Here is a 14,739-nt window from a genome sequence, read left to right on the forward strand (position 1 = left end):
TCGATTCTGCAAACCAACGAAAGACGAGCCCGACGATGGACAACACTGAGACGGACAACGCTGAGATGGACAACGTGGAGACAGAAGCGCTGAAGCACCTCGCCGCGCGGTTCGACGAGCTGAGCGCATGCTTTGCCCGCGAGGCCGAACACAAGCTGACGCTGGCCCGCTCCATGCACGACGAACAGGCCGCCGTCCGCGAGCACATCAAGATCGAGGTGATGCGCGCGGCCCGCAAGATGTTCGCCGGCAGCTACCGCGAGGCGACCGGGCAGCGCGGGTTGGTCGTGGACGGATGAGCGCCACGGGGACCGCCGAACGGGAACTGGAGACGCGCGCCGAGCTGTTCAAGGCGCTCGGGCACCCGACGCGGCTGCTGCTCGTCAACCTCATCGCCGCGGCGCCGCGGCACACCGAGGAGCTGGCCGACATCGTCGCCCTGAGCCCAGGAACGGTGTCCCACCACATCGGCCTGCTCGTGAAGGCCGGGCTGCTCACGTCGCGGCGCGACCAGTATTACCGGGTGTACAGCCTCGTCGGCGAGGCGATGGACCGGCGGCTCGGCGAGCTCGTGCGGTTGTCGCAGCCCGGATTCGGCGCTGGCGCCACGCAGGACGCGTGGCGCCAGCGCGTGCTGGACACGTTCTTCGTCCGCGGCCGGTTGACGCACATCCCGGCCCAGCGCAAGAAGCGCCGCGTCGTGCTCGACCGCCTGGTCGAGGATTTCGAGCCGGACCGCGACTACCCCGAGGCCGAGGTGAACCGGGTCCTCGTCGATGCGCACGACGACGTGGCCACGCTGCGGCGCGAGCTCGTGGCGGAGCGGTTGCTTGTGCGCGCTGGCGGGGTGTATCGTCGGGTGCCGTGAGGCTCGCCGCGCGAGCGGCCGCTCGACGATCTAGTTTCAAGGGCGCAATCGACGTTGGCTCCCTGAGACCTCAACACCACCCCCGTGCACCAGGAGGCCTTCACCGCCATGCATGTGCCACACATCGGGCTGATCGTAACCGCTGGGCTCTCGCTCTTGGCACTCGGCGGCGCCTCGCTGCGGAACGAACCGTACGGCAACGGGGATCGCGGCGGAAGGGCCAACGCGGCGCTCGCCGCAGTTCATTCAACGGCGTACTTGCCGCTGACCCTCGCCGACGCGTCGCCGGAGGTCAGCCCGGGTACCGTCGAGCGTGCCATCGGCCGCGACGGGCCGCTGGGCCGTTGGGCGAACTTCAGCAGCACGACACCCGCCAGCGCGATCGCCTTGACGCCCGACGGCCGAACGCTGTGGCAGGCCAGCTCGGGCGGCGCGGTTCAGTGGGACATCCTGAGCGGGCGGCCGACGGTGTTCACAGCGCTCGACGGGCTGCTCTCCAATGGCCAGCTGGAGGTCGCCGTCGGCCCGGACGGCTCGACGTGGTTTGCTGCGGAAGACGGCGTCAGCCGCCGCGATTCGGCTGGCGCTTGGACCGTCGTTTCGCGCCGCGACGTCCCCGCCTTCAACCAGCTGCGCACGGTGGGCGTGGCACCGGACGGCACCGTGTACGCCGGCGGGTGGGGCGGCCTGTCGCAGCGCATCGACGACTCCTCGTGGACGCCCGTGCCCGGGGCGCCGAACGGGATCATCCACGACATCGCGTTCGCCCCCGATGGCACGATCTGGGTCGCGACGGATCACGGCGCTGACCAGCGATGGACCGATGGGACGTGGCACCATCATGGTCTTAGCGACCGTTCGACGGCCCGAGAAGCGTCCATCGCCGTCGCCGCGGACGGCACCGCCTGGCTGGGCACGATCGACTCGAACTGCGGCTCCGCAACGGTTTGCGGCGCTGCGGCGCGCATCTCGCTGGACGGTACGGTGACGGTCTGGACGCGCGACGACGGGCTGCCGATGTCGGCGGTCAACGGCGTCGCCGTCGATGCCGACGGCGGTGCCTGGTTCGGCGCGTACGCCCATCCGACAACCCAGGTCCGGACCGACGGCCTCGCCCACCTCTCCGCCGACGGCACGTGGTCGACCATCGCACCGACCGCGGACGCGGCGCTCGATCAGGTCCTCGACCTCGCCATCGATGGCAGCGGCACGCTCTGGGCCGCCACGGGCCGCGGCGTCGCCCGTCGCGCCGCCGACGGCAGCTGGCGAACGTGGAGCACCGTTGCCGTCGACAGCCTGCCGATCCCGGACGCCCAAGCCGGCGTCGTCTTCGACGCGGCGTCCGACAGCACCGGCCGCTTGTGGTTCGGCACACTGTCCGGCCTGGTGCTGCGGGAGGCCGACGGTGCCTGGCGACACCTGCCGGTACCGAGCGACGTGCAGGCGCAGTTCGTCGAGGCCGTTGCGGTGGACGCGCGCGGCGACGTCTGGGTGGGCACGCGGCACGGGCTATTCATCTATCGACCCGGTGGCGACCCGGCGTGGCGGGAACCGCTGGGCGGCCGGTTCATCGTGGATGGGTGGGTCCAGGACATCGCGATCGGACCGGACGGCGACGTTTGGGTCGGGTTGTTCGACGGCCTGTTCCATCGATCGCGTCCGGACGGCGGCTGGACGATCTTCTCCGGTCTCGACCTCCTCCCGGACGACAACGTCCTGGACGTCGAGGTCGATCGCGACGGGCTGGCATGGATCGCGACGATCTCCGGCGTCGTCACGATCGATCGCTCCGACAACGTGACCCGCCTGGTGGCTCCCACTGCCCCGGCATGCCAGACGCGGGATATTGGCATCGGGCCCGACGGCACGGTCTGGTTCGGCCCCAACGGCTTCGGCTGCTACACGATCAGCCGCCGCGCACCGGACGGCACATGGTCGCACATCCCATACGGCACGCATCCGCTGGAATCGGTGGCCGATATCGCCGTAGATGCCGCGGGCAACACCTGGTTCGGCTCGATGTGGGAACGCGGCGGCATCGCCGTCCATCGTCCCGACGGCACGTGGCAGCACTTCGACCCGCGCGACGGCCTGGCTGGCGGTTCGGTCTGGTCCGTGCTGGCCGCCGTCGGAACCGGCGGGGAGAACGACGTCTGGGTGGGAACGTTCAACGGCCTCACCCGGATCAGGCAGCCCGGCACGCCGGCCACCGACCCGACGGCCGCGGCCATGCCGCCCACCCCGACGGCCATCGCCAGCGCGACGCCCGACCGGAGCGGCGGCCTGCCGCCGGTGCGCGGCCGGTGGCGCCATGAGACGGACGCGAACGGTGTGGTGGCACTCGACATGAAGCGGGGCGACGCGCATACGCTTTGGGCCGCCACGTGGGGCGGCCTCGTGGCCTGGGACTTGGCCACGGGGCGGAGCACCAAGTTCACCGTAGCGGACGGCTTGCCCGACCACACCGTCTCGGCCGTTCGGGTGGCGGATGACGGTACGGTATGGATCGGCACGCGCTCGCACGGCGCGGCCCGCCGCTGGCCGGACGGGCGGATCGAGCGGCTGCCGAGCAGCGAAGCGGCGCGTTCAAACGACATCCTGGCCATCGAGATCGCTCCGGATGGCAGCGTCTGGTTCGGGCATGGCCGCGGCGCCGATCGCTTGCCGACGACCGGGATCCGGGAGCGGTTCGACTTCGAGGACGGGACGATTGCACCCACCATCACATCCATGGCTTTCGATGCCAAGGGCAACGGCTTCTTCGGAAGCTACGCTTCCGGTCTTAGCGTGCGCAGTGCGGACGGCCGCTGGAGCCGACTGACCGAGCGCCAGGGGTTGAGGTCGGACCAGATCTCGACCGTTGCTGCGGCTCCCGACGGGGCGGTTTGGATCGCCAGTTACGGCTATGCTGACAATCGCGCCGTCCGCTTCGTGGACATCCTCAAGCCTGACGGTTCCGTATCCCCTCTTGCCCCGGTTCTGCCGGGCGGCGATCCTGTGATCCGACGCATTCGGTTCGACGCCGCCGGCCAGGCCTGGATCGCGACCAGCCAGGGGCTCTTGGCGCCCGACCCGGCCGGCGGCTGGCATCTCGAACCGGTCGACGACTCGGCCCGGCCAGGGGCGGACGACGTGTTCATCGGCTCCGACGGGGCGGTGTGGGTCGCCACGGCGGCCGGTCCGGCCCGCCGCACGCCCGACGGCCGCTTCGCCGTGCTGTCACGGCCCGACGAGCTGCCGAGCAACGACGTCTACCGCATGACGTTCGATCCGGCTGGCCGGCTGTGGGCGGCCATGCGCGGCGGGCTGGCGGTCCGTGAAACCGACGGCCGGTGGCGGCGCGTTGGCGTCGATGACGGGGCGCCGGTGAGCACAAGCGTCGCGGACGTCGCGGTCGGAGCCGACGGTGCGGTGTGGGTCTCGGGCGACAAGGCCGTGAGCCGCCGCGCGGCCGACGGAACGTGGACCCGCTGGTCCGCCGCCGACGGCCTCCCGGACGGCCCGACCGGTCGGCTCGTGCTGGCGCCGGACGGCACGCCGTGGTTGGCGGTGCACGCGGAGCCGGGGCGCGGCGGCGTGGAGGGCGTCACCACGCTCGGCGCGGACGGGCGGTGGACGGTCTTCACCAAGGCCGACGGGCTGCCGCGCATCGGCGCCGTCCACGCCATCGCCATCGATCCCGATGGGCTGCCGTGGGTCGGGATGCGCCTGTGGCAGAGCCTGCCGCCGGCCCCGCCGGTCAATCTCGCCCGCCGAACCGCGGACGAGCGGTGGGAGGCGATGACCGTCCCCGGGTCGAGTGAACTCGAGCACGTCAACGCGCTCGCCTTCGATGCGGCCGACAACCTCTGGGCGGCGCTGTACGGCGGCGTCGCGATGCGCACGCCGGTCGGCGCCTGGACGACGTGGGCGGACGACGCACAGCTCGCGTTCGCATCGGATGTCGTCCACCCCACAGCGCGCGGCGACCTATGGTTCAGCGACGGCTACGACCGCGCACGGGTGCGACGGGCCGACGGATCATGGGCCTCGGTCGGCCGAGCGGATGGCCTTGCGTCCGAAGGGATGCGCGACATCGCCGTCGCTGCGGACGGTAGCGTGTGGTTCGCGGGGGGCGGGATCAGCGTGCTCGAGCCGGAGACGCGATGATCGGCGCCTCACCGATGCCCGCAGCACCGCGCTACGCGTTCGGCACCCCCTGCGGCGCCATGACGTACGCGTACTCGTAGCAGAACAGCCCGACGATCGCCGCCGCGCCCGCAACAGCGATGCCCGCGAGTCGCGCCTCCGCCGGCAGCGACGACATCGCCATGAGCGCGCCGACGAGTACGAGCGGCACGACGTGTCCGAGGCCGATCGCGCCCCACCAGAAGTGCCGCCGATAGCGCCCGTGCGTGATCTCGCGCGCCGCGATCGCGCCCTCCCGCGTGGCGTGCGGCATGGCGAACTCGCCGCCGAAGATGAGCAGCGCGTCGACGACGAGGGCGATCGCCATCGCCCAGAACGCGATGCCGAACGCGCGCAGACCGACCTCGGCGAACGGGACGTCGAGCGGCACGGCGAAGGCGTCGACGACGAGGAGGGCGGCGGCACCGGCGGCGATGGCTTGGACGATCAGGTGCGCCGGCAGCAACTGGCTCTGCCAAAGATCGCGGCCCTCGGCTTGGCCGAACAGGAACGCGGTGTAGGCTGCGCTGGCTGCGGCGAGCGCCGCACCGGCGGCGAGGAGCGTCGCGCGCAGCGGGCCGAGGGCGCCGGCGGCGATGAGGCCTGCCCACGTCGCGCCGGCCAGCGCCGTGTTCGCCGTCGCGACGAGCGCCGAATCCCATCAGGATGAACGCCCCGCGCGTCAGCCAGGACCGCCACTGCGGCCGCGTGAGGATCCGCAGGAACCGCTCGGGGCGGTCGAGGTCGGCGACGAGGAGGCCGGCCGTGATCGCCGTGAACAGCGCAGCCACGGCCGAGGCGATCGTCGCCCACACGGGGTCGTCCGCGCGACCGGTCAGCGACAGGGCCGCAAGCAGCATGAACGCGCCCGACCCGATCGCCTTCGTCACGAGGTACGCCGGCACCGGCCAGTGCCACGGCGCCCTGTGCTGCGCGTTGTAGCCGGTCTGGACCATGTGCCCCGCCATCGTGCCGCCGAGCGAGATCGGGCCGGTGGCGGGCGCGCCCTGCGGGACGGGCGAACGGAGCGGCGTGCCGCTGGCCGAGTGGCGGCGGGACGACGGGTCGCCCCGATCGTGCGACAGCGTGTGGTCGGGGGCACCCGACGCGCCGTGGGCCGATAGCGACGTCGACGATGCCGATTGGCCCTGCACCGCCGTCGGATCGCGGTCCGCCCACATGTAGGCGCCGGCAGCCGACGACATCGTCGGCACGAGCGTCACGGCATCGGCGTCGATGTAGAAGACCTTCGGCAGCGTGCCCTGCTCGGGCTTGCGGACGGAGACGTCGTGGCGGCCGAGGAGCTGGCGGATCGTGCTCGACGGGTCGTCCAGGTCGCCCGAGACGATCGCCTGGGTCGGGCAGACCACGCCGCAGGCGGGCTCGAGGCCGAGGTCCGTGCGGTGGCTGCAGAAGTGACACTTGGCGGCGGTGCCGGTGTCGGGGTCCATGTAGATCGCGTCGTACGGGCACGCCTGCAGGCAGGCTTTGCAGCCGATGCAGACGTCTCCGTCGAACTCGACGATGCCGTCCGTGCGCTGGTACATCGCCGTGACGGGGCAGATCCGGACGCACGGCGGGTTCGCACAGTGGTTGCAGCGCGTCACCTGAAAGAAGCGCCGCGTGTCCGGGAACGCCCCCTTTTCGACGTACTTCACCCAGGTGCGATTCACGCCGAGTGGGACCTGGTTCTCCTGCTTGCAGGCCGTCGAACAGGCATGGCAGCCGATGCACTTCCGGTTGTCGATCAGAAAGCCGAAGTTCATCGCATGTGGCCGATCATCGCAGCGTCCTCGACGTCGGCCAGGGCGAACACAGCCGACGCCGGCCAAGGCGACGACATCGACGTGGCCGGCCAGAACAGCCCGCCGCCGCACGGCGGCGGGAGGAAAGACAGCTCGCGGAAGATCCGGGCGATGTCCTCCGCGTCAGGCGCCACGTGATAGTGATCGCTGTCGCCCGCGACGGCCACCATCATCGTGTTCAGCGGATCGGCGCCGATGCCGACGACGTGGAGCGCGATGCCGTTCGCCCGCGCCTCGTCGCCCGCCCCGACCGTGACGCTCCGCCGCACCTCTTCGATCTCGCCATCCGTCACGGCGGCCATCAGGCGGATCGTGTCCGGCGGCGTGGCTGAGAGCAGCGCCGTGGCGGCGCGGATGCCCGTGTCGAGGCGCGAGCCTTGGGCCGTCGTCAGGCCGTCCAGCGCCCGGCCGAGGGCGGCGCGGTCCGCGGTCAGAGGCGAGAGCACCGCCGCGTCGGCGTTGAAGCGGACGATCGCGATGCCGTCCCCGGCGACGCCGCGCCCGAGGAGGGCGACGACCTGTCGAGCGGCGTCGACCGCCGCGTCCCGCTTCGGCCGGCCGTCGCGCGTCAACGCGTCCATGCTGGAAGACGCGTCGATGACGAGCGCCAGCGCCACCGGGCGCAGGTCGACGACCGGGCAACGCTCGCGCAGCGCGAGGGGCAGGTAGAGCGCACGCGGCGTCGGCGTCGACGTTGACGTCGGCGTTGCGGTCATGGTGGGCGTCGGCGTCGACGACGGCGTTTCCGTCGGCGGGGCGGTGTCCGTGGCGGTCGGCGTCGCCGTCTCCGGCTCCGGTGTGCTCGTCCGGCTGGCGACCGGTGTGATCGACGGCCGGACCGTCGGCGTCGGCGTCGGAACGGTGATGCAGATCGATCCCCGCCCGCCGTTGTTGTTCCGCCCGTTGCCGTCTCCCCTGCCGCCGTCGACGCTCAGCGCCGACGCGCTGTGGCTGCCGACGATGTAGGTCATCTTGATCCGACCGCCGCCCCCGCCGCCGCCCCCATCGTCCGAGTCTGCGCCGATCCCGCCGTTCGCGTCGATCCGGCCGCTGTGCTGCAGCCGCCGCGCGCGGATCAGGATGCCCCCGCCCGCGCCGCCGCCGCCGGAATCGTTCGCCGAGACGAGCCCATCCTCGCCGTTCATCGTGATCGTGCCGCTCATGAGCACCGTGTCGGCGATGAGCGCGACGGCCGCGCCGCCGTTGCCGCCCCTGGCCGTGTCGCCGCCCGAGTCCGCCACGCCCGGCGCACCGCCGGCCGAGCCCGGTTCGATGTCGTCGCCGCACGCCGTGCCGTACGACCGGCCGCCCGTGGCGCCGCTCGTCGGCACGCCGTCCAGCACCCCGTCGCCGCCGCGCCCGCCGTAGCCGCCGCCCGCGCCGCCGTCGAACGTCTGTCGGCCGCCCTCGCCGCCGCCCGGGCCTTCACCGGTGTTCCGCACGATGCCGCGATAGCCGGCCTCGTCGCCCATGATCCGCGACGTGCGGTCGATCTCGATCCACTGCGCGTGGATCTCGAGGCGCCCGGAGTCGCCGGTGCCCGAGTAGCGCTGGACCTCGATGACGCCGCGGTTCTTCAGCACGACGCGGCCGAACGTGTGCACACCGGCCAGCTGGACGCGGCCGCCGTCGAGGATGAGGTCGGGGGGCGAGGTGGGCGAGGCGTCGGGGGTGGGCGAGGCGTCGGTTGTCGGAACGGGCGTCGAGGTCGGCGACTGGGCGCCAACGTGGCGTGTTGGCCTCGCGGTGAGCGCGCCCGTGCCGATGCCCGTCGCGACAATCACCCCCAAGGCGATCGAGACGTTCGACACTCGCTTTCGGCCGGTCATTGGGTCACCTCCCGCCACGGATTCCGCATCGTCTGCATGAGCACCGGCGTGCCGATCTTGATGTTCTCCCGCCGCGTCACGAGCCAGAGCACGAGCTCGGCGATGTCCTCCGGCAGGAGGCAGTTGGCGGGCTCGACGCGCCCGAGATCGCCCGCCATGTCGGTCAGGACGACGCCCGGGCAGACCGTGTTCACCCGGATCCCGAGGTCCTGGTTCTCGCGCTGGATGTACTCGCCGAGCGCGTTCAGCGCATGCTTGCTCACGCCGTATGCGCCGTTCGTCGGGTAGTGCTCGATGCCCGATTCGGAGCTGATGTTCACGATGTGCCCCCGCGCCTGGGCGCGCATGATCGGCAGGACGGCGCGGCTCATCAGGAACGGCCCGCGCAGGTTGGCGGCCATCACGCGGTCCCAGGCGTCGACGTCGTGGGCATGGATCGCGCCGCCCTCGAACACGCCCGCGTTGTTCACCAGAATGTCGACCGCCCCGTAGTTGTCGTACGCCTCGGCAACGACGCGCGTCACATCGGCCTCGACACCGACGTCGGCGGCGACGGCCCGCATCGTCATGCCCGCATTCGTGGCCTCGCGCGCGAGTTCCGTCACGACGTCCGCCCGGCGGCCGCAGATCACGACGTGCGCGCCGAGCGCCGCCATCGTCGATGCGACGGCGCGGCCGATGCCGCTGCCACCGCCGGTGATGATTGCCACTCGTTCTGCCAAGCCGCTCATCCGCCCCGTCCGTTCATCGTCCGCGAAACATTGCCCGCGACCCATTGCCAATGGATCGTCGCATCGGAATGTGGCGGATCATATGGGAGGTCCGATCAAAGGGCGAACGCACGGCCAATTGCGAATCGATCTCAATAAGACGATGATTGGCCCGATGAACCACCCACCGCTTGCCACCCCGCTCGCCGACCGTCTTGCGGCCGCCGGCCTGCGCTTGACCGCGCCGCGCCGCGCCGTCGCCACCGTCCTCGAAACCAGCGAGACCCACCTCGCGCCGGCGGAGGTGCTGGAGCGTGCACGCGCGATCTGCCCCGACCTCGGGCGCGCGACGGTCTACCGGACGATCGACGCGCTCGTCCGGATCGGCGCCCTCCGCCCGCTCTACCTCGGCGACGGCCCGGAGCAGCGCTTCGCCCTGGCGGAAGGCGGCCACCACCACCTTGTCTGCGCCGCGTGCGGCACCGTCGTCGAGTTCGACGATTGTCCGCTCGGCGACCTCGAAACGACGCTCGCGGCGCGGACCGGCTTCCGGATCCACGGCCACCTGCTCGAGCTGTTCGGTCGATGCCCGGCCTGCCCGTGACCGCCCCGATCCTCACCGTCGAGGACCTCTCCGTCCGCTACGGCGTCCGCGTCGCGCTCAGCGGCGTCACGCTGACCGTCGATCCGGGCCAGCGCGTGGCGGTCGTCGGCCCGAACGGCAGCGGCAAGAGCACGTTCCTCAAAGCCATCGTCGGCCTCGTCGAGATCACCGGCGGCCGGATCACCGTGCACGACCATGCGCCGGGCCGGGACCGCTGCGTGGCGTACGTGCCGCAGCGCGCCGGCCTCGACTGGCGCTTTCCGGTCACCGTCGAAGACGTCGTCCTCATGGCGCGCGCGCACCGCGTCGGCTGGCTGCGGCGGCCGGGGGCGGCGGACCACGCGGCGGTGGACGCGGCGCTGTCCGCGGTTGGCATCGCCGACCTCGCGCACCGGCGGATTCGCGACCTCTCCGGCGGCCAGCAGCAGCGGATGCTCATCGCCCGCGCGCTGGCCCAGGAAGCGCGCCTCGTGCTGATGGACGAACCGCTAAACAACCTCGACACGGGTTCCGCCGAGACGATCGTCGATGTGATGGACGACCTCGCCGCGAACGGCGTGGCGGTCCTCGTCGCGCTGCACGACTTGGCGCTGGCGGAGGCTCGCTTCGACACCGTGCTGCTCGTGTCGGGACGGATGATCGCGTACGGCCCGCCATCCGAGGCGCTGTCGGAAAAGAACCTGATCAGCGCGTACGGCGCCGGACTGCAGGTCGTGGACGGCACCGACGGCCGCCGTGTGGTTTCCGATCCCGGCTGCTGCGATGACGGCCACGCCGCGCACCTTGCGCCGGCCATCGCGCCCCGCTCGGCCGTCGGATTGCCCTCGGTGGGCTGGACGGCCGGCGGCACGGCGGCCCAGGCCCAGCCCGACGAGTCGCGCACCCGCGGTCACGGTCACCGCAGTGGCTGAGTGGACCGGTGCGGCCGTCGATTGGCTCGCGGGGCCGTGGCAGGCGGCGTTCATGCTGCCGAAATTCGCCGCCGTTGCGATCCTCGCTCCGGTGTGCGGCGTCGTCGGTCCGTTCCTCATGCTCCGGCGGATGGCGTTCTTCGGCGACGCGCTGGCGCACGCGATCCTGCCGGGCGTCGCGATCGGCTACTACGCCGGCGGGCCGAGTGCCGGGGCGATGTTCGGCGGGGCGCTCGTCGCCGCGCTCGTCGCCGCTCTGGGCATCAGCGCGATCCGCCGGCGCGCCGACGTCGGCGAGGACAGCGCGATCGGCATCGTGTTTGCGGCGATGTTCGCGCTCGGGATCGCCCTGATCTCCCGGCGCGGCGTGCGGATCGACCTCTCGCACATCCTCATCGGCCAGCTGCTGGCCGTCGGCTGGGCCGACGTGCTGCGGATGGCCGTGGTGGGCGGCGGCGTGCTGGCGGTCATCGCGCTGCTCTACAAGGAGCTCGTCATCGCCAGCTTCGACAGCGTTCTGGCCACGACGCTTCGCCTGCCGACGGCCAAGCTCGACGCGCTCCTGCTCGTGCTCCTGGCGCTGACCATCGTCGTCGGCCTGCAGGCGGTCGGGGTGGTGCTGATGGTGGCATTTCTCATCACGCCCGCGGCGACGGCCTACCTCGTCACCGACCGCTTGCCGTCGATGATCCTCGTCAGCGTCGGGGTCGCCGCGCTGTCCGGACTCGTCGGCCTCTACCTGACGTACTACGCCTCGATCGCCGCCAGCGCGGCGATCGTGCTGCCGTGCACGGTGTGTTTCGGCGCGGCGTTCGTTTGGACGGGGGTTGTCGAGCGGGGGCGGGGGGGCGCGCCAGGCCCATCCGTGTAGGGGCGGCCCTTGTGGCCGCCCGCACGCAACCCACGCTCCGATTCGCCGAACGTCACGGGCAGACGCATGCATCGCCCCTACATGAGGGCGCTGTCGCCCCGCCGTCGTCGCGCCACCTTGATCCGCGCCTCGGCCCGCCGGAGCGCATGAATCATGTCCAGCCGCTCGGCCTGCGCCGGCGCCTTGGCGAGCGCTTCGAGGGCCTCGGCCCGCGCCCGCTCGGCACGCGCCAGGTCGATCTCATCGGACTGCTCGGCCACATCGGCCATGATGAGGACCTGCGGGCCGCGGACCTCGACGAAGCCGCCACCGATCGCCAGGATGTCGCGGCGGCCGGGGCGGACGATCTCGATCTCGCCCTCCTTCAGGGCGGAGAGGATCGGCTCGTGGCGCGGCAGGATGCCCATCACGCCCTCGCTGCCCGGCACGACAACGATCTCGACATCGTCGGCGTTGTAGACCTCGCGCTCCATCGTCACGATGTTGAGCGTTAGCGGCACGGTTGACTCCTTGACCGGTCGCGCGCGATGCGGCGCGCATCGTCAGCGGCGACGATCACCGAGGCGACGATCACTGCAGCGTCTTCGCCTTCTCGATCACATCGTCGATGCCGCCGACCATGTAGAACGCCTGCTCGGGCAGGTCGTCGTGCTTGCCCTCGAGGATCTCCTTGAAGCCGCGGACGGTCTCCTCGCGCGGGACGTAGCGGCCGGCGATGCCGGTGAACTGCTCGGCCACGCGCATCGGCTGGGAGAGGAAGCGCTCGATCTTGCGGGCGCGCGACACGAGCATGCGGTCGTCGTCGGAGAGCTCGTCGACGCCGAGGATGGCGATGATGTCCTGGAGGTCGCGGTAGCGCTGCAGGATGCGCTGGACCTCGCGGGCGGTGTTGTAGTGCTCTTCGCCGACGATCAGCGGGTCGAGCACGCGGCTCGACGAGGCCAGCGGATCGACGGCGGGGTAGATGCCACGGTCGGAGATCGCGCGCTCGAGCGAGATCGTGGCGTCCAGGTGGGCGAACGTCACGGCCGGCGCGGGGTCGGTGTAGTCGTCGGCGGGGACGTACACGGCCTGGAGCGACGTGATCGCGCCCTTCTTCGTGCTGGTGATCCGCTCCTGGAGCTGGCCCATCTCCGTGCCGAGCGTCGGCTGGTAGCCGACGGCGCTCGGCATGCGGCCGAGGAGCGCCGATACCTCGGAGCCGGCCTGGACGAACCGGAAGATGTTGTCGATGAACAGGAGCACGTCCATGCCCTGGTCGCGGTAGTACTCGGCCATCGTGAGAGCGGTGAGCGCGACGCGCAGGCGGGCGCCGGGCGGCTCGTTCATCTGGCCGAAGACCATGACGACGTTCTTCATGACGCCGGCTTCCTTCATCTCACCCCAGAGCTGCGTCCCCTCGCGGGAGCGCTCGCCCACGCCGGCGAAACAGCTGACGCCGGCGTGCTCGAGGGCCATCGTCTGGATCATCTCCATGATGATGACCGTCTTGCCGACGCCCGCGCCGCCGAAGACGCCGGTCTTGCCGCCGCGCGTGAACGGTGCCACCAAGTCGATGACTTTGAGGCCGGTCTCGAAGACCTCGGTCTTCGTGCTCTGCTCGTCGAACCGCGGCGCAGCGCGGTGGATCGGGTACATGACGTCGGCCTTGACCGGCTCGCCGGGGTCGAGGACCTTGCCGAGCACGTTGAAGATGCGCCCCAGCGTCGGCGGGCCGACGGGCACGGTGATCGGTGCACCGGTGTTCACGACGTCGGCGCCGCGCGCCAAGCCGTCCGTCGAGCCCATGGCCACGCAGCGGACGGTGCCGTCGCCGAGGTGCTGCTGCACCTCGACGGTCAGCGGATCGCCCGCGCCGACCGCGATCTCGAGGGCGAAATAGGTCTCGGGCATGGCGTCCGACGGGAACTTCACGTCCACCACCGAGCCCAGGACCTGGGTTACCTCACCGACGTTCGCATTGCCGTTCTTGGCCACGGCTGTCCTCCGCAATCTGCATATCGTCTGGGGCGGCCCGCGGCCGCGCCGAGTACTGTCGAGTCACGTCGCCGCATGAGGCTGCCGACGCAGTCACGCCTGAACGGTGGGCCTATGACTTCTTCATCGACTGCCGGAGCGCCTCGGCGCCGCCCGCGATGTCGAGGATCTCGTTCGTGATGCCCGACTGGCGGGCCTTGTTGAAGACGAGCGTGAGCGAGCTCACAAGCTCCTTGGCCGCGTCCGTTGCGTTGCGCATCGCGACCATGCGGGCCGAGTGCTCGCTGGCCTGCGCTTCGAGCAGCGCTTGGTAGATCCGGAGCTCGACGAGCCGCGGCAAAAGCTCATCGAGCACGGCTTCCGGGCTGGGCTCGATCTCGAATTCGGAGGGCATCGGCTCGACGTCCGAGGGCAACACGACCGGGAGAAGCTGGACGAATGTCGGCTTTTGCCTGGACGCGCTCACGTAGTCCGCGAACACCAGATGCACCGAGCAGAGCTCTCCACCGAGGAAGCCGTCGATCGCGAGCCTTGCGGCGCCGGTGATGTCGATCGGCCGCGGGTTGTCCGGCAGCGGAGCGAAGCCGGCGATGAGGTCGCGGCGGGCGCGGGCCAGGAAGTCGCGCCCCTTTCGGCCAAGGGCGATCCACTTCAGGTCCTTGCCCAGCTCGGCCTCGGCCGACCGGATCGCGAACCGGATCAGCGTCACGACGAGGCCGCCGGTCAACCCGCGATCGGGCGTGATGAGCACGATGCCGGGCTTGCCCGTGACATCCGTCCGCAGGAGCGGGTGCCGCACGCCGACGCCGCCAGGCTGGGCCTGCAGGTGCGCCATCACCTCAGCCGCCCGGAGCGCATACGCCCGGCTGCGGAGCGTGGCGTCCTGCGCCCGGCGCATCTTGGAAGCGCTGACGGCCTCCATCGCTCGGGTCACCTTGCCGATGTTCGACACCGAGCGGATGCGGCGCTTGATCTCACGGGCACCACCGGCCACGGG

At 71.2% G+C, this 14,739-nt stretch carries 12 protein-coding genes; 6 read left to right on the top strand and 6 right to left on the bottom strand.

The window, feature by feature from the left end:
- Nucleotides 1-65: 65 nt before the first annotated feature.
- The 3 genes from IPG72_15530 to IPG72_15540 all read left to right on the top strand — a co-directional run bounded on the left by IPG72_15530 (nt 66) and on the right by IPG72_15540 (nt 5,017).
- Complete coding sequence (locus tag IPG72_15530) at nt 66-299, top strand: hypothetical protein (protein MBK6770388.1); 234 nt, start codon at nt 66-68, stop codon at nt 297-299.
- Nucleotides 296-868 (top strand): metalloregulator ArsR/SmtB family transcription factor, encoded by a 573-nt coding sequence (locus IPG72_15535; protein MBK6770389.1) that lies wholly within the window; start codon nt 296-298, stop codon nt 866-868. The genes IPG72_15530 and IPG72_15535 overlap by 4 nt, the downstream gene beginning before the upstream one ends.
- Before the next feature lie 108 nt (nt 869-976).
- Nucleotides 977-5,017, top strand: coding sequence for a hypothetical protein (locus tag IPG72_15540; protein MBK6770390.1), 4,041 nt, complete (start codon nt 977-979; stop codon nt 5,015-5,017).
- An 8-nt stretch (nt 5,018-5,025) separates the two neighbouring features.
- On the opposite strand, the gene nrfD is transcribed toward IPG72_15540, so the two are convergent.
- The 3 genes from nrfD to IPG72_15555 are packed head-to-tail and all read right to left on the bottom strand — an operon-like array spanning nt 5,026 to nt 9,400.
- Nucleotides 5,026-6,801, bottom strand: a complete 1,776-nt coding sequence (gene nrfD, locus IPG72_15545; GenBank protein ID MBK6770391.1) for a polysulfide reductase NrfD — start codon at nt 6,799-6,801, stop codon at nt 5,026-5,028.
- On the bottom strand, nt 6,798-8,669 hold the full coding sequence (locus IPG72_15550; protein MBK6770392.1) for a VWA domain-containing protein: 1,872 nt from the start codon (nt 8,667-8,669) through the stop codon (nt 6,798-6,800). The genes nrfD and IPG72_15550 overlap by 4 nt, the downstream gene beginning before the upstream one ends.
- Nucleotides 8,666-9,400 (bottom strand): SDR family oxidoreductase, encoded by a 735-nt coding sequence (locus IPG72_15555; GenBank protein MBK6770393.1) that lies wholly within the window; start codon nt 9,398-9,400, stop codon nt 8,666-8,668. Before IPG72_15555 ends, IPG72_15550 begins: the two co-directional genes overlap by 4 nt.
- 154 nt (nt 9,401-9,554) lie before the next feature.
- Between IPG72_15555 and IPG72_15560 the strand changes: the two genes are divergently transcribed.
- Genes IPG72_15560 through IPG72_15570 form a run of 3 tightly spaced genes read left to right on the top strand, consistent with a single transcriptional unit; the run spans nt 9,555 to nt 11,765 of the window.
- Nucleotides 9,555-9,983 carry a transcriptional repressor gene (locus tag IPG72_15560; GenBank protein ID MBK6770394.1) on the top strand — a complete coding sequence of 143 codons (429 nt, stop codon included), beginning with the start codon at nt 9,555-9,557 and terminating at the stop codon, nt 9,981-9,983.
- On the top strand, nt 9,965-10,894 hold the full coding sequence (locus IPG72_15565) for a metal ABC transporter ATP-binding protein (GenBank protein ID MBK6770395.1): 930 nt from the start codon (nt 9,965-9,967) through the stop codon (nt 10,892-10,894). Before IPG72_15560 ends, IPG72_15565 begins: the two co-directional genes overlap by 19 nt.
- The gene (locus IPG72_15570) at nt 10,887-11,765 is read left to right on the top strand and encodes a metal ABC transporter permease (protein MBK6770396.1); all 879 of its coding nucleotides are present in this window, start codon (nt 10,887-10,889) and stop codon (nt 11,763-11,765) included. Before IPG72_15565 ends, IPG72_15570 begins: the two co-directional genes overlap by 8 nt.
- 77 nt (nt 11,766-11,842) lie before the next feature.
- Here IPG72_15570 and atpC read toward each other — a convergent pair whose 3' ends face one another.
- The 3 genes from atpC to atpG form a co-directional block, all read right to left on the bottom strand.
- Entirely contained in the window at nt 11,843-12,265 is a 423-nt protein-coding gene (gene atpC, locus IPG72_15575; GenBank protein ID MBK6770397.1) for an ATP synthase F1 subunit epsilon, read from the bottom strand.
- Between the two features lie 70 nt (nt 12,266-12,335).
- Nucleotides 12,336-13,742, bottom strand: coding sequence for a F0F1 ATP synthase subunit beta (gene atpD / locus IPG72_15580; protein ID MBK6770398.1), 1,407 nt, complete (start codon nt 13,740-13,742; stop codon nt 12,336-12,338).
- Between the two features lie 112 nt (nt 13,743-13,854).
- Nucleotides 13,855-14,736, bottom strand: coding sequence for an ATP synthase F1 subunit gamma (gene atpG / locus IPG72_15585; GenBank protein ID MBK6770399.1), 882 nt, complete (start codon nt 14,734-14,736; stop codon nt 13,855-13,857).
- Nucleotides 14,737-14,739 lie beyond the last annotated feature (3 nt).

Origin of the sequence: Candidatus Avedoeria danica, from assembly GCA_016703025.1 — a bacterium.
GTDB classification, from domain to species: domain Bacteria; phylum Chloroflexota; class Anaerolineae; order Epilineales; family Epilineaceae; genus Avedoeria; species Avedoeria danica.

Coding starts and splice junctions, on each gene's coding strand:
- IPG72_15530 (MBK6770388.1), top strand. CDS start 66: ATGGACAACGTGGAGACAGAAGCGCTGAAGCACCTCGCCGCGCGGTTC.
- IPG72_15540 (MBK6770390.1), top strand. CDS start 977: ATGCATGTGCCACACATCGGGCTGATCGTAACCGCTGGGCTCTCGCTC.
- IPG72_15555 (MBK6770393.1), bottom strand. CDS start 9,400: ATGAGCGGCTTGGCAGAACGAGTGGCAATCATCACCGGCGGTGGCAGC.
- IPG72_15565 (MBK6770395.1), top strand. CDS start 9,965: ATGCCCGGCCTGCCCGTGACCGCCCCGATCCTCACCGTCGAGGACCTC.
- IPG72_15550 (MBK6770392.1), bottom strand. CDS start 8,669: ATGACCGGCCGAAAGCGAGTGTCGAACGTCTCGATCGCCTTGGGGGTG.
- IPG72_15560 (MBK6770394.1), top strand. CDS start 9,555: ATGAACCACCCACCGCTTGCCACCCCGCTCGCCGACCGTCTTGCGGCC.
- nrfD (MBK6770391.1), bottom strand. CDS start 6,801: ATGAACTTCGGCTTTCTGATCGACAACCGGAAGTGCATCGGCTGCCAT.
- IPG72_15535 (MBK6770389.1), top strand. CDS start 296: ATGAGCGCCACGGGGACCGCCGAACGGGAACTGGAGACGCGCGCCGAG.